Consider the following 23,565-nt stretch of genomic DNA (forward strand, 5'->3'; position numbering starts at 1 on the left):
GGCTGTTTTCTTATTTTTAGCTATCTTTTTAAAGGCCGTCTGAAATCATGAGTAAAAATCCTGATGCCTTTGTCCGCTTGATTAATGCATTAAAAATCCTGCCTAATGTCGGCCCGAAATCCGCTCAACGCATGGCTTACCAGCTTTTACAGTACAAACGCGAAGAAGCGCAGGAGTTGGTGGATGCTTTGCAGTTTGCCTTAAGACAGGTGCAGCATTGTCGGATGTGTAATACATTTTGCGAAGGCGATTTGTGTGAAATTTGCGCCGACGAAAAACGTGAGAAAAGCCGCTTGATGATTGTGCATATGCCGGCGGATGTTTCCAGTATGGAGGCGGCTAATTGCCATGATGGCCTGTATTTTGTTTTGATGGGGCAAGTCAGTCCGGCGCAGGGCATGGATATTTCGGCAGTGGCATTAGATAAGCTGGTTGCCCGTTTGCAGGCGAGTGATATTGAGGAAATTATCATTGCAACCAACTTCACAGCCGAAGGCGACGCGACAGCGTATGTATTGGCGGAATTGTTTAAAAATCTTCCTTATAAAGTCAGCCGGTTGGCAAGGGGAATCCCTTTGGGCGGCGAGATGGAATATGTGGATGCCGGTACTTTGGCACAGGCTGTTTACGATAGAAGAAATATCCAATCTTAAATGCCAATATAAAAAGGCCGTCTGAATGTTTTTCAGACGGCCTTTTCATTGATGAAATCAGATTATTTGCAGCTGACGCCTTGAATTTGAGGCGTATCACCGTTGCCGACTTTAAATGCGCATTTGGTTGCGCTGCTGCCGGATACGGTAACAACACCGTTTCCGCTGTTGAGGCTGACAGGTTCTTTTACGCCCATGCCGACAGCAGTGGCTGCCAGTTTTTGAACATCGGCGTCGGAGTAAGCGGTATTGTTTGAACTGATTTTGATTTCTTTGGCGGCATATGCATTGAAGCTGAATGACAAACCCACAGCTACGGATACGAGGGCCAAGAATTTTTTGCTGTTCATTAGTGTATTTCCTTTTTGATGGTGACAAAGTGTGTCACAGCTTCAGAATAAGGGCGATTGGCCGATTGTGCAAGTTTTTCGGCGGAATTTACGGGAAGATACATGGTTTTACATACACTTTATCCCTGAATGCTACATCAGTCGGGCAATCGGACGACCTGTCGGTTTTACGGTACAATAAGCCATTTTTGACAAACGAATGAGGCATTTTTGAATGGCTTCTTTAGAAACTTGGATAGGCCTGCGCTATTTGCGTGCGAAAAAACGCAATGGCTTTATGTCATTTATTACCATGATTTCAATCGTCGGTATCGCCTTGGGTGTAACGGCGCTGATTGTGGTGTTATCGGTAATGAACGGATTTCAGAAAGAGATACGAGGTCAATTGTTGAACGTCGCACCTCATGCAGAAATCGGCTATTACGATGTCGGCAGTGCGCCGGGTTGGCAGAGTTTGCGCGAATTTGTAAAAGGCAAAAAGGAAGTATTGGCCAGCGCGCCTTATGTTTCCGATCAGGCTTTGCTTGCTAATGCAGGAGAAGTGCGCGGTGTACAAATACGCGGTATTTTGCCGTCTGAAGAAAAAAATGTCGTTGATTACGGCAAGGATATGCCGGCCGGCAGTTTCGACGATTTGAAGCCGGGCGAATTTGATATTATTTTGGGTCAAGGGCTTGCTGAGGCATTGGGCACGGAGATTGGTGGCAAGGTTACAGTGATTACGCCTGAGGGGAATGTTACTCCTGCCGGTGTAGTGCCGCGCTTGAAGCAGTTTAATGTGGTCGGTGTGGTAAAAACCGGTGTATATGAAGTCGATAACACATTGGCCATGACGCATATCAAGGATGCGCAAGTCTTGTATCGACTGGGAGAAAATGTCGGTGGGCTGCGTTTACGATTGGCTGATCCTCAGAATGCGCCGTCTTTCATTGCCAAGTTGATTCCTGATGCTAAAAAAGATGAAGTATGGGTGCGCGACTGGACGTTTAACAACCGCAGCTATTTTGAAGCCGTTGAGTTGGAAAAACGCATGATGTTCATCATTTTGACACTGATTATCGCGGTTGCTGCGTTTAACCTCGTTTCTTCTTTGGTAATGGCGGTAACGGAAAAACAAGCCGATATTGCGATTTTGCGCACTTTGGGTTTGTCCCCGGGTGGGGTCATGAAGATTTTCTTGGTACAGGGCGCATTTGCGGGGTTCTTTGGTACGCTTGTGGGCGTGGTATGCGGTGTATTGTTGGGGTGGAATGTTGGTAAGATTGTCGCGTTTTTTGAAGACCTATTTGGCGTACATTTGATTAACTCACAGGTTTATTTCATCGATTACCTGCCTAGCGATGTGAACTTGAAGGATGTCGCCGTTATTGCCTGCATTTCGCTTGGCTTGGCATTTATCGCCACACTGTATCCGAGCTGGCGTGCTGCAAAAACCCAACCTGCGGAGGCTTTGCGTTATGAGTAAGACAATTTTGAAATGTACCGGCGTTGGCAAAAGCTATAATGATGGCGCATTGAATGTACAAGTGTTGAATCATTTGGATTTTGAAGTTGCAGAAGCGGAAAGCGTGAGTATTATTGGTTCGTCAGGCAGCGGTAAATCCACATTGCTGCACCTTCTTGGTGGCTTGGATATGCCGTCTGAAGGCAAGGTGATACTGATGGATCAGGATTTGGGCGGCTTGAGCCAAAAACAGTTGGGTGAATTGCGCAACCGTTATTTGGGCTTTGTGTATCAATTCCACCATCTATTGCCTGAGTTTTCTGCTTTGGAAAATGTCATGATGCCGCTTTTAATCGGCAAAATGCCCAAGGCGATGGCTGAGGAGAAGGCTGTCAATATGCTGAAAAAGGTTGGCTTGGACAAGCGTATGCTGCACCGTCCGAGTGAACTTTCCGGCGGCGAGCGTCAGCGTGCGGCGATTGCCCGTGCTTTGGTTAATGAGCCGAAATGCTTATTGGCGGATGAACCGACGGGAAACCTTGACCGTAAAAATGCGCAAAATGTGCTGGACATGATGCTGGATTTGAAACGCGAATTGAACACCAGCCTGATTGTGGTGACCCATGATGATGAGCTGGCTGAGCGTTTCGACCGGGTAATGACCATGAAAGACGGCAGCCTGCAAGTGCTGCAATAAGGTTATTATTTCAGGCAAATATTTTATGCTTTGAACGGTATAATAGAGGCCGTCTGAAAATAGGTTTTCATTTATGGAAACGCTGTTTTTCAGACGGCCTTTCTTTTGTCCGTATCAATCAAGCATAAACCATGAATCCAACCAACTCTATCCTTTCCTCTGCCGCAGATGCGGCCATAGCGTTTTTCCGCCGTCACGAAGTACAGGGTGCATCCGTTATTGAGCCTTATGTGGTTCGACTGTTTGCAGCCTTGCAAAACGGGCATTCGTTTGTTTATTTGGATAAAGCGGATGTTGATGCCTTAAGCAACTTGCCGAATTTGGTCGGTAATGCGGATAAACCGCTTATCCTGCAAGGCCGGAAATTGTTTTTAGGGCGGATGTGGCAGTTGGAGCATGATTTGGCTGTTGAAATCAAACGGCTGGCAAGTGCCGAGGCGGAAGAAGTGAATTTCATGGTGGCTTCAAAAAGCCTGAGCGACTGGTTTGATACTAAAGACAGCAAAGAGCAACGGGATGCTGCTGCTTTGGCCTTGCTGCAAAACTTTATGCTGATTACCGGCGGGCCGGGTACGGGGAAGACGACGACCGTCGCAAAGCTTTTGGGTCTGATTTGCAATAACAGTACGAAGCTGCCCCGTATTGCGTTGGCTGCGCCGACAGGTAAAGCGGCTGCACATATGGCACGGGCTTTGCAGCGTGCTTTGGACGGTTTTGATTTGTCTCCGAGCATTAAAGCGCATTTGGAAAACTTGGAAGGGCAGACTGTCCATCGTTTGTTGAAACTGCGTCCGCCGCAAATGCGCCCTGTGTTCAATCATGAATATCCGCTTGCTTTGGATGTTTTGGTGGTGGATGAGGCGTCGATGTTGGATTTGCCGCTGGTGTTGGATTTATTGCGCGCCGTGCCTACCGGCTGCCGTCTTGTGTTGCTTGGCGATGAAAACCAGTTGCCGTCGGTTGGCTTGGGAGCCGTGTTGGCAGCATTGTCGCGTCCGACGGCTTTGGATAAAGAAACCGCTGAAAAGCTGGAAGTGTACCTGCCCAATCATGGCTTTGAGATAAAAGGGCAGCCACAGGCTTTATCGCAAAACAATGCCAAATTGACGTTCAGCCACCGGTTTGGTGCAGACAGCGGTATCGGCTGTTTGGCAAGGGCGGTGGTTTCCGGGGAAAAGCAAACTGCGGTTGAACAGTTTGACAAGTTCCCCAAAGAATTGGAAATGAAATCAGGCCGTCTGAAAGAGCAGGTCGCCTTGCTGTATCAAAAGCAACAGGATTATTGGCAGGCCGTGGCAGAGAATAATGTTGCACTCGCCTATGGTCATGCTGCCGATGTAGTGGTATTGGCGGCTTGGCGGCAGGATGCGGATGATTTGAATCAGGCTTATCAAGAATACTTGCAACGACAAGGCAAGGTTTCGGGCGAAACGCCTTGGTTTGCCGGACAAATCATCATGATTACCCACAATGATTACATGCTGGAAGTGTTTAACGGCGACATCGGTCTGATTATGAAAGATGAAGAATCGTTGAATGGCTTGTCTGCCTATTTTCCTGAGAAAGATGGATTCAAAAAAATTGCCATCAGCCGTTTGCCCGATTTTGAATCGGCTTTTGCCATGACGGTGCATAAGAGCCAAGGTTCGGAATATCGGGAAGTATGGCTGTTGCCCCCGTCAGTGCCTGCAACGACGGAAAGCGAAGAAGAAGCCCGAGGTTTGGATAAGGCTCTGCTTTACACAGCCATTACCCGTGCGCGTGAACGTTTTGTGTTTTGGGAAAATGCGGAGGAATTATGTCAGGCTGTGGGATGCCATCAAAAACGCAGGACGGCATTGGCCGATGCCTTGGAATGGCAGTTTGAACAGCTTGATGAGCAGGATTCTGTTTGACCTGAATCAAGAGGCCGTCTGAAAGAGGATAAAGCGTTTAAATCTGCTTGACTGATTACACTAATTTACATACGATAAAAATAATTAGTAAATAAAATGAATAATTTATACGAAATTCATAATTTTGTACGCTTTATCGAATACTTCACTTTCAATACCTTCTTTTGGAGAGTCGGCATGAAATTTCAAACCAAACTGATTGTAACCTGTATTTTATTGGCTTCATCGTCTTATTCTTTGGCAGAGAATGCTGATGGCGGACGTGATGCGGCGGCTTTGTCCACCACCAACGATTACGTCAATTCCGGCAGTATTATTCGCAAAGATGACGATAAAATCAGTATTTTCAATGATTTATTGACTATAAATGGTGGTTTGCGCGTGCGTGCGGATACCAAAGACATCAATGCCAACAACAGCAGCGTTAATCCGACGCCTGAAGATACCAATGCCAACTTTAATGCGGAGTTTTGGTTACGCGCAAAACTGTATAAAGATTGGAAATTGGTTGCCCAAATCGAGCCGAATATCGATTTGGAAACCGGTAAGTTCAACGGCGATCATGATGTGCCGGTGAATAAACTGTATGCCGAAGGTACTTTGTACAACAATATTAAAGCGCGTGTCGGTAAATTTGGTGCGTTCTCTTCATACGGCCGCGTATGGGATACCGAAGTAACCGGCGGCGAAATCTTCTTCGACAATAAAACCCTGCCTACCAAAATCTATGCGGGCCGCCGTACTGGCAATCTAAACGACAACACATGGGGCATTGGTGGCCGTCGCAGACATTTTGCCGCAGTTCAAAGCGTGTTGCCTGTAAATGAGAATATCAACGTCGGCGCAACGGTCAGCTACATGAAAGACATCGATGTACGCGGTGCGAAGAAAAATGCGGTCTTTGGAGAAATCGGTACGGATATCAAGTTTAATGACGATTGGCATTGGATGGCCGCAGTCAGCAAGTCCAATATCAAAGCCTATAATGATGCCGGACAAAAAATTAAAAATGATGGCGTGTTCACTGAAGTACGCTATAAATTGGCCGACTGGAACGTCCGCAATTCTTACGACGTATTCTTGAACTACCGCCGTGTCGGTTTGTTGTCCGGTGTCTCTTCTGTTGAGGATTACAGCAAAAACGTCCAAGGCGTGCAAATCGGTGCGACCTATATTCCTTGGAAAAACTGGAAACTCAAAGGCTTCTATTTGGCCGGTAAACAGGTTACACCTACTGTCGGCACGGATAAGCAGGATGTAAACGTTATTCGTGGTCAGTTAGAATATAAATTTTAATCATTACAAATAAAAAACAGGCAGGATGTCCTGCCTGTTTTTGGTTTTCAGACGGCATGGATATGGGGCCGTCTGAAATAATGGATTCGACGCTTACCAGCTATCGCGTTTCATACGGTCAAGCTGGCGGCGGTCGCGTTTGGTTGGGCGTCCGTCCGGATAAGCGGCACTGATGCGGCTGGCTTGGTCGAGCTGTTTTTGAGCTTCGCGTTCGGCAGCCGTTTTCATGTCTTCTTCGTAGAGTAAACGCGCTTCCGGTGCCGGTCGGCGTTGATGATTGAGCGCGGCAACTTTGAATTTGTAGGGAAGGGAGTTCAAAGTCATGTCGATGGTGTCGCCGGCAGAAATATTTTTGCTGTTTTTCACCTTTGAGCCGTTTACCAAAACCCTGCCCAGCTCAATATGTTTTTGTGCCAGCGCGCGGGTCTTGAAAAAGCGCGCGGCCCAAAGCCATTTGTCCAAGCGCATGGACGAATTGTCATGATCGTTTTTCATAGCCTGTTTGAAATGATTGAACTGAATTGAAGTTTATCATAAGATACGGCACTTCATGAGTTTAGTGCAGATATACTATTTCTTTGTTAAAGGCCGTCTGAAAGATTTTTTATTGCAAAAGATGGCAGTTTCCCTTTGAGAAATGCTGTCAAATACGTCTGATTAGCGTATCATGTCAGCAACCGTTACCGAGAGCTTTGTTTTATGAAACCCGTTTTTTTGGACTTCGAACAACCCATCGCCGAATTAACCAATAAAATTGACGAGTTGCGATTCGTACAAGACGAATCTGCCGTTGATATTTCCGACGAGATTGCCAGACTGCAAAAGAAAAGCAGCGAGTTGACCAAGTCAATTTTCAGCAAGCTGACTCCGGCTCAAATTTCACAAGTGTCCCGCCATCCGCAACGTCCTTATACTTTGGACTACATCAACGGTATTTTTACCGATTTTGAAGAGTTGCATGGCGACCGCCATTATTCTGACGATCATGCCATTGTCGGCGGTTTGGCGCGTTTCAACGGCCAAAGCGTGATGGTTATCGGCCATCAAAAAGGTCGCGATACCAAAGAAAAAATCCGCCGTAATTTCGGTATGCCGCGTCCTGAGGGTTACCGTAAGGCATTGCGCTTGATGAAGACTGCCGAAAAATTCAATATTCCAGTTATGACCTTTGTCGATACACCAGGCGCGTATCCGGGCATTGGTGCAGAAGAACGCGGCCAGTCTGAAGCCATCGGCCGTAATTTGTACGAACTGACCCGCCTGCATGTGCCGGTATTGTGCACCATCATTGGCGAAGGTGGTTCGGGTGGCGCGTTGGCAGTGGCTGTCGGCGACTATGTTAATATGCTGCAATACTCGACTTATTCGGTGATTTCTCCCGAAGGTTGCGCCTCTATTCTTTGGAAAACTGCTGAAAAAGCAGCAGATGCCGCGCAAGCATTGGGTATTACCGCCAAACGCCTGCAAGAATTGGATGTCATCGACAAAGTGATTGATGAGCCTTTGGGCGGCGCACACCGTGATTTTGAAACCACGATGAAAAACGTTAAAACCGTTTTGGAGCAGCAATTAAGCGAAGCGCAAAGTATGACCATGCCTGACTTGCTTTCTCGCCGTTTTGACCGCATCATGGCTTACGGTAAATTTACCGATAAATAAGTTTGACTGCTGAAAAAGCAAGCAGATGTCGCTGCTTGCTTTTTTTGTGTTCTATTTTTGAGTCATTCACAATTTCAGGCCGTCTGAAATGTCGCAAGTATCCCCTGATTCCCTATTTAAAAGTTTTCAAACAGCTTTTCCTGATTTGCCGAACCATACTGTTTTTGAAGTTGGCTTGAGTGGCGGATTAGATTCTGTCGTCCTGCTGCATCTTTTGCATCGGATGCGCGAATTTCGCCATTTTGATTTGCGTGCCGTTCATGTTCATCACGGTTTAAGCACCAATGCCGACAGTTGGGCAAAATTTTGTCAGGATTATTGTCAGCGTCTGGATGTTGCCTTGCGGGTGTGCCGCGTTAATGTGCAAAACCAAGGAAAAGGTTTGGAAGCGGCAGCTAGGGCTGCCCGATATCAGGCATTTTCAGACGGCCTGAGGAAAATTATTGTTTTGGCCCATCACCACAATGATCAAATCGAAACATTTATGTTGTCGGCTGTGCGCGGGGGCGGATTACGCGGTATGGCAGCCATGCCTGTATGGCGTAATTTAAATGAAGAAATTCAAATCTGGCGACCACTTTTGGCATTTTCTCGTCAGGAATTGGCTGAGTATGCGCAACAGTGGGGATTATCTTTTGTTGAAGACGAAAGTAATGAAGACTCCGGCTATTTACGCAATTGGATGAGAAATCAGGCTTTACCGCAATGGCAGCAGCGTATTCCGAATTTTGAGCAGCAAATTTGTGCCAATGTTCGATTATTGCAGGAAGATTTGCAGCTTTTAGATGAATTGATTGAGTCTGAATACCAGCGCATTAGTCCAAACGGAATATTCAGCATCAGCCTGTGGAGGCAATGTACGCCGCTTTTGCGTCGTCGACTGCTTTGGTATTTTTTGCGAAAGCAAACGGAATCATTGCCTTCTTATCACAGTATTGCCGATTTTGCCCGAGTATTGGAAACCGCTGATCAGGCGCAGTTGAATTTGCCAGATGGGGAACTGGTCGCATATCGGGACAAGCTGTTTGTTTGTCAGGAAAGTGAGTTTCAAAAACTGCCTTGGTGTAATGGCAGGGAAGTTCAAGGCCGTCTGAAAGATATTTTGCTCGAAAATGGTTTTGTTTTATTACCGTTTAAGGGAGGTTTGTCGGAAGAGGAGTTGGAGAAGCCGGCGGTACTTAGAAGTGTGGTCAAAGGTGATGTGATTCAGTCGGGACAGAGGGAAAAATCAGTCGAAAAACTATTGCAAGAGTGTCATATTGTGCCACTCGTCCGTAAATATTGGCCGATTATCCTAAGTATGGGCAACAAGTGCCTTGCTGTTGTTAATCTTCGGGTGGGAAGCGATGTTCAAATAGGCGAAGGCTATCTGCCTGTTCATGAAAAGTTGGTCAAATATATAGCAGAAAAGTAAAGAGAATAACTTTAAATTTAGTAAGTATTAGTAATTTAACTACTTGTGCTAAGTGTATATATAATAAGCAATACAGCTTATGTTAGAGCATCTGCACGAATAAACTTTTGCGATTAAATGTAATCTTGTGGAACTATTTCAAAGCGATGCTGTCTTTATTGTGCACAGCACGCTTTACTATTTTTTGGTTTAAAGCAGTAAAACGATTAAAGGTTGGGTATGAACGATCGCCAAATAGATCAAGTTTTGGTGGAGCGCGCGCAGAAAGGTGACCATAAGGCATTCGAGATGCTGATGTCCAAGTATCAGCGTCGGCTAAACAGACTGATTTCCCGTTTTATTCAGGATGAGCATGAAGTGCACGATGTAACCCAAGAAGCAATGATTAGGGCTTATCGTGCGCTGGTTAATTTTCGCGGTGAGAGTGCGTTTTATACATGGCTGTACCGTATCGGTATCAATACGGCAAAGAATTTTCTGACCACTTCGGGTCGCCAGTTTTTTGTCAGTTCGGAAGCAGCCAATGAGGAGGGAGATGTTCTTGATTTAACCGATCAGATTGCGGATTACCATACGCCGGAAGCTGAAATGATGAATCGGGAAATCTTGCAGACCGTCGAAGCAAGCATTGCGCAACTGCCAGACGATATGCGTCAAGCCATTACGCTTAGGGAAATGGATGGCTTGTCTTATGAAGAAATAGCTCGGGTAGTGGATTGTCCGATAGGTACTGTACGTTCGCGTATTTTCAGAGCGCGTGAACTGATTGCAAAAGATTTGCGGCCGCTGTTGGATACTTCTGAAGATCAAAGGTGGTAATAAAAATGAACGAAAAAACAAATAAAGCATTGGAGTATGTGTCTGCATTGATGGACGGTGAAGCATTGACTGATGAGATGCTGGATGCCGTATTGGCAGACGAGGAAGCTATGCGCGCTTGGCATGAGTACCACATTATCGGCGACTGTATCCGTCAGGGTGCAGCGGCAAGTGTTGCCGGTGAAACCATGCAAAGCAAAGCATTTACAGTGCCTCAAGCCGAAGCTGAAGGCAAACAGGAAAAATATGCCCAGCGTGAAGCGGCTAATAGCGGCTTCTTCAAATTCTTCGCAGCTGCTGCCAGTGTGTGTGCGATTGCTGTTGCAGTATGGCAATTTACACCGCAATCTTCTCGTGACGCTATGCCGGTTGCAGAGAAGTCTAATACTCAGCCTGCCCAAAATATCATTCCGGTAAGCGGTACGCCTAGTGATAAAGCGGCTTCTGAGCCTGGCGAGACTGTTGTACCGAATGCGGCAAAAGACGGCAAACTTGAAAACCGTCCTACTGTTCGCACCGAGCAGCAAAATGAGCAGCAGACTGTTGTGCAGTAAAAAATGAAATCATGTGAAACCCTTGCTTTATTGCAAGGTTTTTTTATTTTCGTAGTAAAACCGTTAGGCCGTCTGAAAGCATAGCTTCAACGAAGTCAAAACAGTTATAATGCGCTCCATGAAACTGATTACCTCTGCTCAAAACGAACAGCTCAAACATTTATTCCGTCTGCTGACGCAGGCCAAAGCAAGGCGTGAAAGCGGTGAAACCGTATTGGAAGGCGTACATTTGCTGCAAACTTATTTGCAAAGCGGAGGTACGCCCAAACAGGTTTATCTGCCTGAAAAGAAACAGCAACATATTGAAATTCAAGAAATTACGGCGCAGTTGGACGAGGGATTGATTACTTGGGTCGGTAACGAAGCGCTGTCTAAAATCACCAGTCTGACCGATGCCGATGATGTGATGACTTGGATTGATATTCCGCAGCAGGCAGGCTTGCCTTCAGACGGCGATTGCGTGGTATTGGAGCGGGTACAAGACCCAGGCAATGCTGGGACGATTTTGCGCAGCGCAGCGGCTGCCGGAGTCAGGCAAATTGTGTGCAGCAATGATTCCGTGGATATCTGGTCGCCCAAAGTGTTGCGAGCGGGGATGGGCGCGCATTTTCTGCTGTCTATTTTCAGCCGAGTGGAATTATCAGCTTGGATGGAAACGTATCAGCATCAAATTTGGGCAACTGCCTTGGGCGGTCGCAATATCGGTTTGTATGAGATGGACCTCAGTCAACCCTGTGCTTGGGTGTTTGGCAACGAAGGCAGCGGCGTGAGTGAAACGGTAAAAGAGAAGGCCGATGCCTGTGTCAAAATTCCCATGTTGGGGCAAACCGAATCCTTGAATGTCGCGATGGCGGCGACGGTTTGTCTGTTTGAACAAATGCGGCAGCGTATCCATGCCCAGGCCGTCTGAAAACAATAATACGATTTTATTTTAAGGAACAAAAATGCAAATACTGACTTTTGATGAAGCGGCACGCAGCCGCTTGATGGAATTGCTGGATGCCAAATCCGAAGCCCACAACACCATGCGTTGTGATGAGGTTCAAGGTTTTATGATGGCTTTATTGAGCGGTCCGGATGCTTTGAACCCGACCAACTGGCTGCCTGAGATTTTGGGTGAAGAATCTTTGTTTGATGCTAAAGAGCGCACCGAAATCGAGCGTTTGGTAATGGCAATGGCTGCTGATATGCGCATGAAGCTCGACGAGAAGATTTTGCCTGATTTGTGGTTTTATGAAGATGAAGCCGGCAATCCGGATTTCTACACTTGGTGTAACGCCTATCTTTACGCACTGGATATTGTGCCTACCGATTGGTTTGAAGCAGTCGATCAGGAAGAGTTTGAAGATTTGTTCTATCCGATTATGGCTTTGGGCGGTATCTATGACGATGAGGAAAACGGCGAAGTCATCTTGCATCTGAATGAAAAAGAGCTGACCCAGCTGGAATCTGATTTGCCGCATGTCCTGCTTGATATTTACTGGTACTGGCAGGCCATCATCAATAAGCCGCAAACCGTCCGCCGCGAAGGCGAAAAAGTGGGGCGCAACGATCCTTGCCCGTGTGGTAGCGGTAAAAAGTACAAAGCCTGCTGCGGCAAATAAACAGTGAAATGAAAAGGCCGTCTGAATGCTTGAAATTTAGACGGCCTTTAATGTTTTGTCTTAGAACAACGAGGCCAACCAAACAAACAGGATGGTCAGTGCGATGGTCAAGGCGCAGCCGATTTTGGCCACGGTGCCGATGATGAAGCCGATAAACGTACCGATACCGACTTTGCCTGCCTGCCAAGTGTCTTTGCGTGCCATAAATTCGCCGATGGCCGCACCGGTCAACGGGCCGAGCAACAAGCCGGGAATGGAAAAGAATGCGCCGACGATGCCGCCGATAAATGCACCCCAAACTGCGGTTTTGCTTGCGCCGGTATATTTTGCACCCAATGCGCCCGCCACATAGTCCATTGCAGTACCGAATACGGCAACGATAGCCAAAAAGGTCAGCGTACCCGAGCCAAACACTTGATAATCGCCGGCATAACCCAACAGCCATGCACCACCAAACATCAAACCCAATCCGGGCAAGGCAGGATAAATAGTGCCTAAAATACCGACAACAATGGCGATCAAGCCGAGAACGATGAGAACAGCAGTCATGAGGTTCCTTTTAAATTTAAGAGTGTAATAACGGCAGTATTATGGGCACGTTTTGTTATATTTTCATGAGAGATTGTGCAATAAAATGAAAAATTATCCGGAGGCGCGCTCAATTAAAATTGATGGATAAATATCTAAGCGAATTATTGTGAATCATGTTCTGAATGATTGAATAAATTTCTATTCAAATATAAAAGCAGGCCTACCAATACGGCTAAGTACACTGCAACCCAATACGCATCTGTATAACCAATAGCCTTTGCCAGCCGTAGGGCGGCGAAACCGGCTGCGTAACTGCCGAGCAGGACGACGGAAAATTGCAGGCTGCTGTCGAGTGCAGCGGTGGCGCGGTCTGATTTGTCCATCACCAACGCCAGTATCACCGGCAGCAGCAGCGTGTAGCTCAGGCTCAGGGCGATGATTTGCGCGGGCGGCAGCCAAGGGTGGGCACGTGCGAGCGTATCGATGGCGGTCATGGACACCAAAAGCGGCAGTTGCAGCGCGTAGAGCAGGAATACGAGTTTGCGGCGCGGATAATTGCGCGAAAACCAGCCCGACAGCGGCGTTACAATCAGGCAGGCAACAGGAATGCCCACCGCCAGAATCCCGCCCGTCTGCTTCGGGTTGAAGCCCAAATCCTCCAGCTTGGGCACAAAGGTTGCCGCCATAAACGCATACGGTACGGCAACGGCAAACAGCAAAACCAGCCACCGCCAGCCCGTTTCAGGTTGCTGCCAAAAAGAAACTAGCCGCGTTGCCAACGCCGTCCAACTACCTTGCGCAGTCGGACTTTCCGGCTCGCGGTAGTACAAGAGTTGCAGCAACATCAGCAGGCTGAACGCCAGCATAAAGCCAGCCGCCGCCGTCTGTCCGTATTCCTGATACAGCCACAATACCAGCGCGCCGCCGATCATTTTGCCGCCGCGTGCGGCCATCGTTTGAATCACGCCGCCGAAACCGCGTTCGCGGTGCGGCAGGACGATGCATGACAAACCCAGCATCGCGCAGCCGTACACCGCCGACATCGCCGAGAGCAGTACGCAGCAGGTCAAAAGCAGCGCGAAGTTCTGCGTTATGTCGGTACAGGCCATCAGCCCGAACACTGCCGAAAGTCCCAGCGTCGCCGCCAGCAGCCAGCCGCGAAACCGCCCGAACCGCCCCGCCGGCCGCCGTTCCATCAGTGCGGCAAACAATACCTTCGCTGCTTCGATACTGCCGATTAAATGAATCCAGCTCAGTTGATTCAGGCTATAACCGTGATTTTTCAAAATAGCGACCAGTGCGACCAGATAAAAACCGGTTAGCGTGAATTTGTAAGTGCTGCCGCCGATAAGCAGCAGCCAGTCGCGTGAGTTTGGGGAAGTCTGATTGTCGGACATCACATGATTCTTTTGAAGATGAGGCAAATAAAGGGACAAGGCCGTCTGAACATATTGGGTGGTAATACTTGATTTGTATTTAAATAGGTTTAGTATCTTTTCAGACGGCCTTCAACGCTTCTTCTGCGCGAAGTAGGGCGGTTGTTTCATCTGCTTCAACGATGTAGTTCACGCCCAGCGCGGGGCCGAGTTTGGACGATTGTTCGCGGAATAACGCCAGTTGTGCCGCGTCGGGTTCGATAAGGAGCATGGCGGCGCAGCGTTCGGACAGTTGCGGCCGATGTGCCTTTATCCATTCGATGTAAGTTTTACGGTCGGCAATGCGCTGTTCGTCGCTTACCTGCCGCCGCATCGGGGTGCAGACAGTGGCGAAGCGGGGGTTTTGGTTTAACAGGGTTTCGAATTCGGTCAGCCAGCCGGCGAAGTCGGCGACGTGGGTCAGGTCGGTCAGGTAGATGGTGCCTTCGGGCAGGGTTTTGGCGGGGGTGAAGTAGTGCATGGGATTCCTTTGGGTGTTTTGGAGGAATAAACGGTAGGCCGGGCATAAATGTCCGACCTATGTTTTTTCAGACGGCCTCTATCATTTCAGCTTCATTTAAAACTTCCATTCCGCACTCACGCCCACGCTTCTGGGGCGTTGGTAGAGCGCGTCTTGGCGGTCGGCGCTGGAAATGAATATGGGTTGGCGGCGGTTGAGCACGTTGTCGGCGTAGAGTGAGACGCGGCCTTGTTTGAAGTTGTAGGCGGTGTAGAGATTGACTTGGTTGTATGCGCCGATTTTGCCCGATTCGGCATTATCGGCGGCGGAGTAGTAGCCGCCGTAGAAGCGCACGTCGCCGCCGGCTTCCCAGCCTTTGTCGTTCAGGTATTTCACGCCGATGTTGGCGGTGTATTTGGGCGCGCGGCCGAGTTTGTTGCCTTCGATGCCGCTGTCGGGATAGCTTTTGATTTTGGTGTTGAGCAGCCCCAGTCCGGTGGTGAGTTTCAGGCTGTCGGTCGCCTGCCAGTCGGCGGCAAGTTCCGCGCCGTAGGTATGGACTTTTTTGGCGTTGCGGATGACGACGGAGTTGGTACCGAGATAGAAGGGGAGCTGCATGTCGCGGTAGTGGTTCAGGAACAGGTTGCCGGAGAGTTGCAGGCGGCGGTCTGCGCTGCGCCAGCGGGTGTACCACTCGTAGTTGTTCACATATTCGGGTTCATAAGTGTAGGTTACGACGGGGCGGCCGAAGGTGATGCCCGCGCCGCCGGGGTTGTAGCCGCGTGCGGCTTTGATGCCGCTGACCCATTGGTCGGTGGGTTTGAAGGCAATGTCGATTTTGGGCAGGAACACGGTCTGGCCTTTGTCTAAATTAAGGTGCAGTGCGCCGCTGCCGCCGCTTCTTTTGTGCGTTTCTTTTTCAAGGCGGGCGGCGGCCGTGATGTCCCATTTTTCGCTGGGGCTGTATGTGGTTTCGGCAAACAGGGCGCGTACGCTGTTGCGGTCGTCAAAGGTGTTGCGGCCGCCGACACTGCGGATGTCCACCCATTCGTCTTGTTTGCTGCGGAAGTAGTGCAGTCCGACAAGGCCTTTCAGACGGCCTTTGTTTGAAAAATGCAATACCGGCTCCCATTGCAGTTCGCGGCCTTTGAGTTCGGCGGGCACGCCTTGCGGGCTGACGGTCATTGGCAGGTGCAGCCGCTCGTTGTGGTAGCGGCCGTAAACCAGTTTGTTTTCCAGTTTCAGATAGTCGTTAAGCTGCCACGATACGTCCCAGATGCCCGATGTCGAGCCGGTTACGAACACGGGTTTTTCTTTTAAAAAACGGCGGCTGGCAGTGTTGCCCATGATTTCGTTTTGCGGCGCGCGCGAACGGATGTGGTTCAGCGTCAGGCGGCTGTAAAAATCGGGATGGTTTTCGGGCGTGAGCAGAAGTTTGAAGCGCACGTTGGTGTTTTCCACGCGGCGCGGATTGCCGGTTGGCTCGTAGGACACGAACGGCTCGTAGCTTTCGCGTTGCTGCCGTTCCGCGCTCAATCTGAAGGCAAGGTTGTTTTTCACAATCGGGCCGGACACTACGCCGGCGATGTTGCGCGTTTTCTGGTTGCCCAAACCCAAGCGTAGCGCGCCTTCCCATTCGTCGGTCGGGTCTTTGGAACGCATCACCACCGCGCCCGCCACCGCGTTCTGCCCGCGCACATGGCTTTGCGGCCCGCGCAAGACTTCCACCTGCTGCATGTCCCACAGCGATTGCGTGCCGAAGGCGTATTCGTTGTAAGTGGCGGAGCGGCCGTCTATGGACAGGTTCAGGCGCGGCCGCGTGCCCGCAAAGAACGCTACCGCGCCGACGGCAGGGCCGGAGCCGTCCACGCCTCGCACGGTCGGCAAATCGTTGCCGCTGCCCAAGTCCACCGTGTTCACAGTCTGTTTGATCAGGTCGGTTGCGGAAAGATTGTGGCCGCTGCGGTCGATGTTCGGCGTGGAGAAAACGCGGTTGGACGTGGCGGTTTCAAAGCCGTTGCGGTTGGTGCGTTCGCCGGTGACGACGACTTCTTCCAACTGCACCTGTTCCGCATCTTGCACCGCATCGGTGGCATAAATCCATTCGGAGGCGAAAGCGGCGGCAATCAATAGGGGGAGGCGGCGGAGGGTGTGTTTCTGCATTTCCTTATCCTTTCAGACGGCATACGTCGGGGTGGATTGAACATCAGGTAATCCAATTGCTCCGTCAGTATGCAAATATTTGTATTTACACATTTACATAAAACAAACTATTAATGTAAAGTATAAGAAATAAGAAACAGGAATGCAAGTGTTTATCATTCACTTTACTTCCCTCTTATCTTGTGAATCATCCAAAAAAATCCCTCTCCTATTTTTGGGAGAAGGTTGGAGGAGGCAGATTCTGTAATCTTCATGAATTTGGCCTGCCAAGCATCCGATAGTCCTCATTCGTAGGGCGGAGCGGAAGGATAAGGAAAGAGGCCGTCTGAAAGCCGTTATATTGCCATTGCCGCTGTGGGGAAATATGATGAGTATCCGACTTGCGGATAACTTTAATGAAAAACCTTTATGAACAAAATCAAAATCTTCTTACCGTCATGACTGCCAGCAAACAACAAACCATCGCCGACACCGCCCGCCGCCTATTCCGCGAACATGGCTTTTCCGCCGTATTCGTAGGCAGTATCTGCGCCGAGGCCAGCGTCAGCCGCGTCACTTTTTACAAATATTACAGCGGTAAAAACGCACTCTTGCAGGAAATTGTTACCGAGCAGAAAAACCGCGTCCGTGCCGAATTTGAAAATCTGCTTGAACGGCAATGCAGCCTGCGCGAAGCCGCCGAGGCTGTGTTTGTCTTGCAAAAACAATCGTTTGAAGAACTTTATTCCGCCGCTTTCCTGCGCGACATTGAAGAGAACACCGATTTGGAGCTGGAGCGATTTTTCCACGAATTGAACGAAGAAAAATACGCTTTTATGCGCGGCTTCTTCCATACTCTACAACAACGCCGCCTGATTCAGCCCGATTTGCCGGTGGAGCTCATTGACCTGTTCATCCGTCAGGCAGATATATTGATGCACCATCCGCAACTGACTGCACTTTATACCGCTGCACCACAAAAGCTGCCGCAGGATATATTGGGGTTGCTGCTGCACGGTTTGTCAGGGAAAGAATAGATAAAAAAGAATAGAAAAAATTTCAAATATGAATATTCAGACGGCCTTTCGGTAAATAGCTACCAAAAGGCCGTCTGAAAATTAAATGGAATTATAAACCGCAGGTTTTGGGTTTGTTTGCCAAAATATTGATGACTTTACGTTCAGCTTTTTGCGGCTCGATTTTGATTTCGCTTTCGTCTTCTTCGCTGCCGTCGGAGAAACGTTCCGGCATTTTTTCGCTGTCAAATGCCAAGTCGCCGCCGTGTTTCAGGCTTTGACCGCGTTCCAAGCCGACAAAGTCGAAAAGTTCGGTATCGGCCAAATGTGATGGAACGACGTTTTGTAGCGCGGAGAACATAGACTCAATACGGCCGGGGAAACGTTTGTCCCAATCGCGCAGCATGTCACCGATGACTTGGCGTTGCAGGTTGGGCTGAGAGCCGCAGAGGTTGCATGGAATAATTGGGAATTGCTTCAGCTCGGCGTATTTGATCAAGTCCTTCTCTTTGACATACGCCAGAGGACGGATGACAATGTGTTCGCCGTTGTCGCTGACTAGTTTGGGAGGCATGGCTTTGAGTTTGCCGCCGTAGAACATATTCAGGAACATAGTGGCAAGAATGTCGTCGCGGTGGTGTCCTAAGGCAATTTTGGTGCAGCCCAATTCTTTTGCGGTGCGGTAGAGGATGCCGCGGCGCAGGCGGCTGCACAGCGAACAAGTCGTTTTGCCTTCGTCCAACACGCGTTTGACGGTGGAATAAGTGTCTTCTTCAACGATTTTATAGGGAACGCCGATGCTTTCGAGATAGGTTGGCAATACTTCTTCGGGGAAGCCCGGCTGCTTTTGGTCGAGATTGACGGCGACCAGTTCGAAATCAATCGGCGCGCTGGCTTGAAGCTGGCGCAGAATGTCTAAAAGGGCGTAGCTGTCTTTGCCGCCTGAGAGGCAGACCATGATTTTGTCGCCCGGTTCGATCATGTTGAAATCGTTAATCGCATCGCCGACAGCGTGGCGCAGGCGTTTGCTGAGTTTGTTGTTTTCTAATTCTTGCTTGGTTTTTTTGGACATGGCTGTTTGTGCTTTGAAATAATAGAAAAATTTAAGGGCGGTATTGTACCGCAAAAGAATAAAGGTCGTCTGAAAAACTGCGCCTGCTTGGTTGAAGCGGCGTTTTCAGACGGCCTGATATTTGTGCTTTATTTGATTTGAAGGGCGGTGATTTTGATTTCAACCTTCCAGTCGGGCGAAGCCAGTTTCGCCTCCACGCAGGCGCGGGCCGGAGCGCGTTCGGGCGCTGTCCATGCGTCCCAGGCTTCATTCATAGCGGCGTAGTCGTTCATATCGGGCAGATAGATGGTGGCTTCTAAAATGTGGGCTTTGTTGGATTGGCATTGGGTGAGCCATGAATCGATTTGCGCCAAAACATTTTCAGTTTGCGCTTTGGCATCGGCTTCAGGATTTTCGGGAACCATGCCGGAGAGGAAAACCAAGCCGTTGGCCACGACGGCTTCCGAATAGCGTTTGTTTGTGCCAAGATAGCGGATGTCCATGTTGTCTCCTGATTTCAAAAAGAAGGTATGGTAACATTGCGACTGTTTACGTTCCACATTTAAGAGGGGCTGTCTGAAAAGGATGGCGGAAAACAACCCATGAGTAAAGCAGAATATCCGGTTACGCAGGCAGTACGCTTTTTACGCAGTAAGAAAATCGATTTTGTCCCTTATGTTTACGCATATGAAGAACATGGTGGTACGGCGCGTTTTGCCGAATGTACGGGCAAGCCCGAGCATCAGGTCATCAAAACGATTGTTTTGCAGGATGAGCATAAAAAAGGTTTGGTTGTTTTAATGCACGGTGACAAACATATTTCCACCCGCAATCTGGCGCGCGAACTGGGTTTGAAACACATCGAACCGGCAACGGCAGATCAGGCGGCGAAATGGACAGGATATTTGGTCGGCGGGACGTCGCCGTTCGGTATGAAAACCGCGTTGCCGGTTTATGTGGAAGAAAGTATTTGGGCTTTGGACGAGATTTTTATCAATGGCGGCAAACGTGGGTTTATCGTAGGCATGAAGCCTGAAAACCTGCGGACGCTTAATCCGCAAGATGTTCATGTTGCAGTGGACGCGTAAAGGAGGGGAATACAGATGGAACAAGTGAATTTATACGAAATCTTGGGTGTATCTCAGGATGCGGATATCAACGTTATCCGCGAAGCTTACGGCAAATTGGTGGCCAATCCGGATATTCAGAAAGATGCGGAGCGTTTCAAAGCCATCGGACAGGCGTTTGAAGTATTGTCTCATCCGGAAAAACGTTTGGCTTATGATGCGGCTATGCAGTACGAGCGTCAGGAAGCCAAAGACAACAGCTTCAATAATACGGCGACAAATGTGGTCAACACGCCCAGCTCTGACGTAAAAAACTATGTTTTTATTGCTTATGTTACATATGCTGTGGGCTTATTGATTTTGTTTACCCCCGTTGTCGGTGTGATTATGGCGTATGTTAAACGCGATGAGGCTCAAGGCAGTATTTACGCCAGTCATATCGATTATTTGATTAAGACATTTTGGGTGTCTTTAGTGGGTACGGTTTTGGGAACTTTTACTACACTGATCTTAATTGGTTGGCTGATTTTATTGGTAACTGCCATTTGGTTTATTTACCGTGTAGTCGTCGGACTGATTAAACTGAATGAAGATAAGCCTGTTTCCAATCAAGGATGGTTTTAAAGCATGGCATATTTATTGGCAAGTATCGTTTGCAGCGTGTTGGTGTCTGTCTTGCTGAAAGTGGCGCGCAAGCAAAAAATCAATATCGAGCAGGCGGTGGCGGTGAATTATATCGTTGCCGTCACTTTGACCATGCTGGTGTTAAAACCCGATTTGAGCAATCCGCAGGTATTTTTACCGACGTGGTGGCTTTTTGCGGCCTTGGGCATATTGCTGCCAAGCGTGTTTGTCATTATGGGCAAATCCGTAGATGCGGCAGGTATCGTCAAATCGGACGCGGCACAACGCTTATCGCTGTTTCTGCCGATTGTCGCTTCATTCACGCTTTTCCATGAGCAGTTGACCGAAGGCCGTCTGATCGGTTTGGTATTGGCATTTACGGCACTGTTTTTCTTGCTTTGGAAAAGCGATGGCGGCAAGAAATCCGGCGGCTTCAGCACGCAAGTAATGCTGCTTTTGAGCGTCTGGTGCGGCTACGGCGTCATCGATATTTTGTTCAAACAAGTGGCGAAAAGCGGTACCGCTTTTGCCGGTAATTTGCTGGTGGCGTTTTGTTTGGCCGGTATCTTGATGTTTGGCTACCTGTTTGCCAAAGGAAGCAAATGGACCAAAGAGGGCATAGTGGGCGGTATGATTTTGGGCTGTCTGAACTTTTTGAATATTGTTACCTACATCTCGGCACACCAAATCATGAAGGATAATCCAACCTTGGTCTTTGCCGGTATGAATATTGGCGTGATTGTTTTGGGTACGCTGATCGGTGCGGCAATATTTAAGGAAAAAATCAGCAGCATTAATGCAGCCGGTATCAGTATTGCTATTTGCTCGATAGCCTGCCTGTTTTATTGGCCGCAGATTCGCAGCTTACTGGGTTAAAAATACTCAGGCCGTCTGAAAGTTTTCAGACGGCCTTATTTTTATTATAAAATAGCCATTCATGCGCTGATTTGGCCGTGTGGAAATTATTTTGCGCTTACGGGCGTTTCTATGTTAAACAAAGAAGTTGAACTCACACAATAATATCGATAGTTACATCATGAAACATATTAAAAAACACATTCAATGCGCCGTTTTCGGCATGCTGGTATTGTCCGGTTGCCAATCGTATCAGGAAGATCAAAGCCGCCGCAGTAAAATGGCTCAATTCGCGCTTAACCATCCCGTGGCCGCCCAAGTTATCGGGATGGAAGACGAAGGCTTAATCAATATGACCAGTAATGCCACACGCTTTGCCGAGCGTACAGGTTTGGACGACAAAGCAAACGGCGACAGCAGGGGAACACAGGTCAATGCCGTACGCCAAGCATTGTGGCAGGCGGCGATTGCTTCTAAATTCGACAGCATTATTGCAGAAAAAGCAGGTAATGCGCGTCTGACGGATATGGAGTTGCGAGAAGGTAAAGACGACTACTTCAGCCGCTACCTTGCCGACCAGGCAGTCGATCAACGTAATAACCGTATCGGCCGCAGTATCGGCAGTGCCAAACCCGACAGCGATATGAAGACGCTGGCGGCAAGCATTTTGTTCTACTACAACAAAGTAGGCTTATGGACGGCTTCCGAAGTGAACAACCGTTGGCGCATCAAACAGGAAAAACTTTCAGACGGCCAGTATGCCGAGGCATTGAAAAATATCGCCAAATTGGATCAAAACGGTATGACCGAACAGGAACGTAATAGTTATAAAACCGGTACGTTCAGCGAAATCAAACGTTCGGTCAAAGCCATACGTCAAGTCGAAGACTGATTTTAAGACTTCATTATTGAAAGGCAATTGTTATGAATTTCCCTCCGCGTTATGTCTCAAACACCCGTATGCGCCGTATGCGTAAAGATGATTTTTCACGTCGTCTGATGCGCGAGCATACTTTGACGGCAGATGATTTGATCTATCCGGTTTTTGTATTGGAAGGCCAGAATCAGGAAGAGGCAGTCCCATCCATGCCGGGTGTCAAACGCCAAAGTTTGGACAAATTGTTGTTCACTGCTGAAGAAGCACTGAAGCTCGGCATTCCTATGCTGGCTTTGTTTCCCGTGGTAACGCAAAACAAAACCGAGTTTGCGGAGGAAGCTTATAATCCTGAAGGCTTGGTGCCGACAGTAGTACGAACCCTGCGCGAGAAATTCCCAGAGCTGGGTATCATGACCGACGTTGCCTTGGATCCCTACACCATTCACGGTCAAGACGGTTTAACCGATGAAAATGGCTATGTCCTCAACGATGAAACCATTGAAGTTTTGGTAAAACAGGCTTTGTGTCATGCCGATGCAGGCGCACAAGTCATTGCCCCGTCAGACATGATGGACGGACGTATTCTTGCCATCCGTGAAGCCTTAGAAGATGCCGGACATATCCATACGCGCATTATGGCGTATTCGGCAAAATATGCTTCAGCGTTCTATGGCCCGTTCCGCGATGCCGTCGGTAGTTCCGGCAATCTGGGTAAGGCAGACAAGAAAACCTACCAAATGGATCCTGCAAATACTAACGAAGCCTTGCACGAAGTAGCATTGGATATTCAAGAGGGCGCAGACATGGTTATGGTAAAACCGGGTCTGCCGTATCTGGATGTCGTCCGCCGAGTCAAAGACGAATTCGGCGTACCGACGTATGCTTACCAAGTTTCCGGCGAATATGCCATGCTTCAGGCTGCCATTCAAAACGGTTGGCTGGATGGCGAAAAAACCATTTTGGAAAGCTTATTGGCATTCAAACGTGCTGGCGCCGATGGTATTTTGACTTACTACGCGATTGAAGCGGCAAAATTGTTGAAGAAGTAAAATAAAGAAATAAATTAAAAAGCGGCAAACAGTGTTTATCCTGTTTAGCCGCTTTTTTGTATTACTTAAGATTGGCTCAATAGGGCCCGACTA

Annotated in this window: 25 protein-coding genes; 17 read left to right on the plus strand and 8 right to left on the minus strand. The window is 48.5% G+C overall.

The annotated features are described in order from the left end of the window. Positions 1 to 47 precede the first annotated feature (47 nt). Entirely contained in the window at positions 48 to 653 is a 606-nt protein-coding gene (gene recR / locus HMPREF2952_RS09075) for a recombination mediator RecR (protein ID WP_003679078.1), read from the plus strand. A gap of 62 nt (positions 654 to 715) precedes the next feature. Here recR and HMPREF2952_RS09080 read toward each other — a convergent pair whose 3' ends face one another. Beyond that, a complete protein-coding gene (locus tag HMPREF2952_RS09080; protein ID WP_003683377.1) occupies positions 716 to 1,003 on the minus strand; it encodes a hypothetical protein in 288 nt (95 codons plus the stop codon). A gap of 214 nt (positions 1,004 to 1,217) precedes the next feature. On the opposite strand from HMPREF2952_RS09080, the gene HMPREF2952_RS09085 reads away from it, so the two are divergent. The 4 genes from HMPREF2952_RS09085 (at position 1,218) to HMPREF2952_RS09100 (ending at position 6,335) form a co-directional block, all read left to right on the plus strand. Further along, a complete protein-coding gene (locus HMPREF2952_RS09085) occupies positions 1,218 to 2,468 on the plus strand; it encodes a lipoprotein-releasing ABC transporter permease subunit (RefSeq protein WP_004519734.1) in 1,251 nt (416 codons plus the stop codon). Further along, positions 2,461 to 3,144, plus strand: a complete 684-nt coding sequence (gene lolD, locus HMPREF2952_RS09090; protein WP_004519733.1) for a lipoprotein-releasing ABC transporter ATP-binding protein LolD — start codon at positions 2,461 to 2,463, stop codon at positions 3,142 to 3,144. Before HMPREF2952_RS09085 ends, lolD begins: the two co-directional genes overlap by 8 nt. 131 nt (positions 3,145 to 3,275) lie before the next feature. Continuing rightward, a complete protein-coding gene (gene recD, locus HMPREF2952_RS09095) occupies positions 3,276 to 5,039 on the plus strand; it encodes an exodeoxyribonuclease V subunit alpha (RefSeq protein ID WP_070695576.1) in 1,764 nt (587 codons plus the stop codon). Between the two features lie 96 nt (positions 5,040 to 5,135). Next, positions 5,136 to 6,335, plus strand: a complete 1,200-nt coding sequence (locus HMPREF2952_RS09100; protein ID WP_004519731.1) for a hypothetical protein — start codon at positions 5,136 to 5,138, stop codon at positions 6,333 to 6,335. Positions 6,336 to 6,428: 93 nt separating this feature from the next. On the opposite strand, the gene HMPREF2952_RS09105 is transcribed toward HMPREF2952_RS09100, so the two are convergent. Further along, positions 6,429 to 6,830 carry an RNA-binding S4 domain-containing protein gene (locus HMPREF2952_RS09105; RefSeq protein ID WP_003679090.1) on the minus strand — a complete coding sequence of 134 codons (402 nt, stop codon included), beginning with the start codon at positions 6,828 to 6,830 and terminating at the stop codon, positions 6,429 to 6,431. Between the two features lie 204 nt (positions 6,831 to 7,034). On the opposite strand from HMPREF2952_RS09105, the gene HMPREF2952_RS09110 reads away from it, so the two are divergent. From HMPREF2952_RS09110 to HMPREF2952_RS09135, 6 genes are all read left to right on the plus strand, one after another. After that, positions 7,035 to 7,994, plus strand: a complete 960-nt coding sequence (locus HMPREF2952_RS09110) for an acetyl-CoA carboxylase carboxyltransferase subunit alpha (RefSeq protein WP_004519730.1) — start codon at positions 7,035 to 7,037, stop codon at positions 7,992 to 7,994. Positions 7,995 to 8,082: 88 nt separating this feature from the next. Further along, entirely contained in the window at positions 8,083 to 9,408 is a 1,326-nt protein-coding gene (tilS, locus tag HMPREF2952_RS09115) for a tRNA lysidine(34) synthetase TilS (protein ID WP_004519729.1), read from the plus strand. Between the two features lie 219 nt (positions 9,409 to 9,627). Then, positions 9,628 to 10,227, plus strand: a complete 600-nt coding sequence (rpoE, locus tag HMPREF2952_RS09120) for an RNA polymerase sigma factor RpoE (RefSeq protein WP_004519728.1) — start codon at positions 9,628 to 9,630, stop codon at positions 10,225 to 10,227. 5 nt (positions 10,228 to 10,232) lie between these two features. After that, entirely contained in the window at positions 10,233 to 10,781 is a 549-nt protein-coding gene (locus HMPREF2952_RS09125; RefSeq protein ID WP_039862135.1) for a sigma-E factor negative regulatory protein, read from the plus strand. A 118-nt stretch (positions 10,782 to 10,899) separates the two neighbouring features. After that, positions 10,900 to 11,691 (plus strand): TrmH family RNA methyltransferase, encoded by a 792-nt coding sequence (locus HMPREF2952_RS09130; RefSeq protein WP_004519726.1) that lies wholly within the window; start codon positions 10,900 to 10,902, stop codon positions 11,689 to 11,691. Positions 11,692 to 11,725: 34 nt separating this feature from the next. Further along, entirely contained in the window at positions 11,726 to 12,385 is a 660-nt protein-coding gene (locus HMPREF2952_RS09135; protein WP_004519725.1) for a YecA family protein, read from the plus strand. Between the two features lie 60 nt (positions 12,386 to 12,445). Here HMPREF2952_RS09135 and HMPREF2952_RS09140 read toward each other — a convergent pair whose 3' ends face one another. The 4 genes from HMPREF2952_RS09140 to HMPREF2952_RS09155 form a co-directional block, all read right to left on the minus strand. After that, positions 12,446 to 12,934 (minus strand): DUF456 domain-containing protein, encoded by a 489-nt coding sequence (locus HMPREF2952_RS09140; RefSeq protein WP_004519724.1) that lies wholly within the window; start codon positions 12,932 to 12,934, stop codon positions 12,446 to 12,448. Positions 12,935 to 13,077: 143 nt separating this feature from the next. After that, positions 13,078 to 14,313, minus strand: a complete 1,236-nt coding sequence (locus HMPREF2952_RS09145; RefSeq protein ID WP_070695577.1) for an MFS transporter — start codon at positions 14,311 to 14,313, stop codon at positions 13,078 to 13,080. A gap of 100 nt (positions 14,314 to 14,413) precedes the next feature. Continuing rightward, positions 14,414 to 14,812: a hypothetical protein gene (locus HMPREF2952_RS09150; protein ID WP_004519722.1), complete on the minus strand. Its 399-nt coding sequence runs from the start codon at positions 14,810 to 14,812 to the stop codon at positions 14,414 to 14,416. A 96-nt stretch (positions 14,813 to 14,908) separates the two neighbouring features. Further along, a complete protein-coding gene (locus HMPREF2952_RS09155) occupies positions 14,909 to 16,954 on the minus strand; it encodes a TonB-dependent receptor (RefSeq protein WP_049336630.1) in 2,046 nt (681 codons plus the stop codon). 395 nt (positions 16,955 to 17,349) lie between these two features. On the opposite strand from HMPREF2952_RS09155, the gene HMPREF2952_RS09160 reads away from it, so the two are divergent. After that, positions 17,350 to 17,970 carry a TetR/AcrR family transcriptional regulator gene (locus tag HMPREF2952_RS09160; RefSeq protein ID WP_004519720.1) on the plus strand — a complete coding sequence of 207 codons (621 nt, stop codon included), beginning with the start codon at positions 17,350 to 17,352 and terminating at the stop codon, positions 17,968 to 17,970. A 91-nt stretch (positions 17,971 to 18,061) separates the two neighbouring features. Here HMPREF2952_RS09160 and ttcA read toward each other — a convergent pair whose 3' ends face one another. Continuing rightward, positions 18,062 to 19,021: a tRNA 2-thiocytidine(32) synthetase TtcA gene (gene ttcA / locus HMPREF2952_RS09165; RefSeq protein ID WP_004519719.1), complete on the minus strand. Its 960-nt coding sequence runs from the start codon at positions 19,019 to 19,021 to the stop codon at positions 18,062 to 18,064. 128 nt (positions 19,022 to 19,149) lie between these two features. After that, positions 19,150 to 19,503 carry a RidA family protein gene (locus HMPREF2952_RS09170; RefSeq protein WP_070695578.1) on the minus strand — a complete coding sequence of 118 codons (354 nt, stop codon included), beginning with the start codon at positions 19,501 to 19,503 and terminating at the stop codon, positions 19,150 to 19,152. A gap of 99 nt (positions 19,504 to 19,602) precedes the next feature. On the opposite strand from HMPREF2952_RS09170, the gene ybaK reads away from it, so the two are divergent. The 5 genes from ybaK to hemB all read left to right on the plus strand — a co-directional run bounded on the left by ybaK (position 19,603) and on the right by hemB (position 23,472). Further along, complete coding sequence (ybaK, locus tag HMPREF2952_RS09175) at positions 19,603 to 20,088, plus strand: Cys-tRNA(Pro) deacylase (RefSeq protein WP_004519716.1); 486 nt, start codon at positions 19,603 to 19,605, stop codon at positions 20,086 to 20,088. 15 nt (positions 20,089 to 20,103) lie between these two features. Next, positions 20,104 to 20,691 (plus strand): DnaJ domain-containing protein, encoded by a 588-nt coding sequence (locus tag HMPREF2952_RS09180; RefSeq protein WP_004519715.1) that lies wholly within the window; start codon positions 20,104 to 20,106, stop codon positions 20,689 to 20,691. 3 nt (positions 20,692 to 20,694) lie between these two features. Next, positions 20,695 to 21,567: a DMT family transporter gene (locus HMPREF2952_RS09185; protein ID WP_049344792.1), complete on the plus strand. Its 873-nt coding sequence runs from the start codon at positions 20,695 to 20,697 to the stop codon at positions 21,565 to 21,567. A gap of 160 nt (positions 21,568 to 21,727) precedes the next feature. Continuing rightward, a complete protein-coding gene (locus HMPREF2952_RS09190) occupies positions 21,728 to 22,438 on the plus strand; it encodes a DUF6973 domain-containing protein (protein WP_004519713.1) in 711 nt (236 codons plus the stop codon). A gap of 32 nt (positions 22,439 to 22,470) precedes the next feature. Continuing rightward, positions 22,471 to 23,472, plus strand: a complete 1,002-nt coding sequence (hemB, locus tag HMPREF2952_RS09195) for a porphobilinogen synthase (RefSeq protein ID WP_003683488.1) — start codon at positions 22,471 to 22,473, stop codon at positions 23,470 to 23,472. The last annotated feature ends 93 nt before the right edge of the window (positions 23,473 to 23,565 follow it).

This window comes from Neisseria sp. HMSC068C12 (genome assembly GCF_001814095.1).
GTDB classification, from domain to species: domain Bacteria; phylum Pseudomonadota; class Gammaproteobacteria; order Burkholderiales; family Neisseriaceae; genus Neisseria; species Neisseria perflava.

Excerpts from the sequence above, each read along its gene's own strand:
- HMPREF2952_RS09100 (WP_004519731.1), top strand. The coding sequence starts at position 5,136 with ATGAATAATTTATACGAAATTCATAATTTTGTACGCTTTATCGAATAC.
- recD (WP_070695576.1), top strand. The coding sequence starts at position 3,276 with ATGAATCCAACCAACTCTATCCTTTCCTCTGCCGCAGATGCGGCCATA.
- HMPREF2952_RS09155 (WP_049336630.1), bottom strand. The coding sequence starts at position 16,954 with ATGCAGAAACACACCCTCCGCCGCCTCCCCCTATTGATTGCCGCCGCT.
- HMPREF2952_RS09170 (WP_070695578.1), bottom strand. The coding sequence starts at position 19,503 with ATGGACATCCGCTATCTTGGCACAAACAAACGCTATTCGGAAGCCGTC.
- recR (WP_003679078.1), top strand. The coding sequence starts at position 48 with ATGAGTAAAAATCCTGATGCCTTTGTCCGCTTGATTAATGCATTAAAA.
- ttcA (WP_004519719.1), bottom strand. The coding sequence starts at position 19,021 with ATGTCCAAAAAAACCAAGCAAGAATTAGAAAACAACAAACTCAGCAAA.
- HMPREF2952_RS09160 (WP_004519720.1), top strand. The coding sequence starts at position 17,350 with ATGAAAAACCTTTATGAACAAAATCAAAATCTTCTTACCGTCATGACT.
- HMPREF2952_RS09105 (WP_003679090.1), bottom strand. The coding sequence starts at position 6,830 with ATGAAAAACGATCATGACAATTCGTCCATGCGCTTGGACAAATGGCTT.
- HMPREF2952_RS09150 (WP_004519722.1), bottom strand. The coding sequence starts at position 14,812 with ATGCACTACTTCACCCCCGCCAAAACCCTGCCCGAAGGCACCATCTAC.
- lolD (WP_004519733.1), top strand. The coding sequence starts at position 2,461 with ATGAGTAAGACAATTTTGAAATGTACCGGCGTTGGCAAAAGCTATAAT.
- HMPREF2952_RS09140 (WP_004519724.1), bottom strand. The coding sequence starts at position 12,934 with ATGACTGCTGTTCTCATCGTTCTCGGCTTGATCGCCATTGTTGTCGGT.
- HMPREF2952_RS09185 (WP_049344792.1), top strand. The coding sequence starts at position 20,695 with ATGGCATATTTATTGGCAAGTATCGTTTGCAGCGTGTTGGTGTCTGTC.
- HMPREF2952_RS09110 (WP_004519730.1), top strand. The coding sequence starts at position 7,035 with ATGAAACCCGTTTTTTTGGACTTCGAACAACCCATCGCCGAATTAACC.
- HMPREF2952_RS09190 (WP_004519713.1), top strand. The coding sequence starts at position 21,728 with ATGAAACATATTAAAAAACACATTCAATGCGCCGTTTTCGGCATGCTG.
- rpoE (WP_004519728.1), top strand. The coding sequence starts at position 9,628 with ATGAACGATCGCCAAATAGATCAAGTTTTGGTGGAGCGCGCGCAGAAA.
- tilS (WP_004519729.1), top strand. The coding sequence starts at position 8,083 with ATGTCGCAAGTATCCCCTGATTCCCTATTTAAAAGTTTTCAAACAGCT.
- ybaK (WP_004519716.1), top strand. The coding sequence starts at position 19,603 with ATGAGTAAAGCAGAATATCCGGTTACGCAGGCAGTACGCTTTTTACGC.
- HMPREF2952_RS09085 (WP_004519734.1), top strand. The coding sequence starts at position 1,218 with ATGGCTTCTTTAGAAACTTGGATAGGCCTGCGCTATTTGCGTGCGAAA.
- HMPREF2952_RS09145 (WP_070695577.1), bottom strand. The coding sequence starts at position 14,313 with ATGTCCGACAATCAGACTTCCCCAAACTCACGCGACTGGCTGCTGCTT.
- HMPREF2952_RS09125 (WP_039862135.1), top strand. The coding sequence starts at position 10,233 with ATGAACGAAAAAACAAATAAAGCATTGGAGTATGTGTCTGCATTGATG.
- HMPREF2952_RS09130 (WP_004519726.1), top strand. The coding sequence starts at position 10,900 with ATGAAACTGATTACCTCTGCTCAAAACGAACAGCTCAAACATTTATTC.
- HMPREF2952_RS09135 (WP_004519725.1), top strand. The coding sequence starts at position 11,726 with ATGCAAATACTGACTTTTGATGAAGCGGCACGCAGCCGCTTGATGGAA.
- HMPREF2952_RS09180 (WP_004519715.1), top strand. The coding sequence starts at position 20,104 with ATGGAACAAGTGAATTTATACGAAATCTTGGGTGTATCTCAGGATGCG.
- HMPREF2952_RS09080 (WP_003683377.1), bottom strand. The coding sequence starts at position 1,003 with ATGAACAGCAAAAAATTCTTGGCCCTCGTATCCGTAGCTGTGGGTTTG.
- hemB (WP_003683488.1), top strand. The coding sequence starts at position 22,471 with ATGAATTTCCCTCCGCGTTATGTCTCAAACACCCGTATGCGCCGTATG.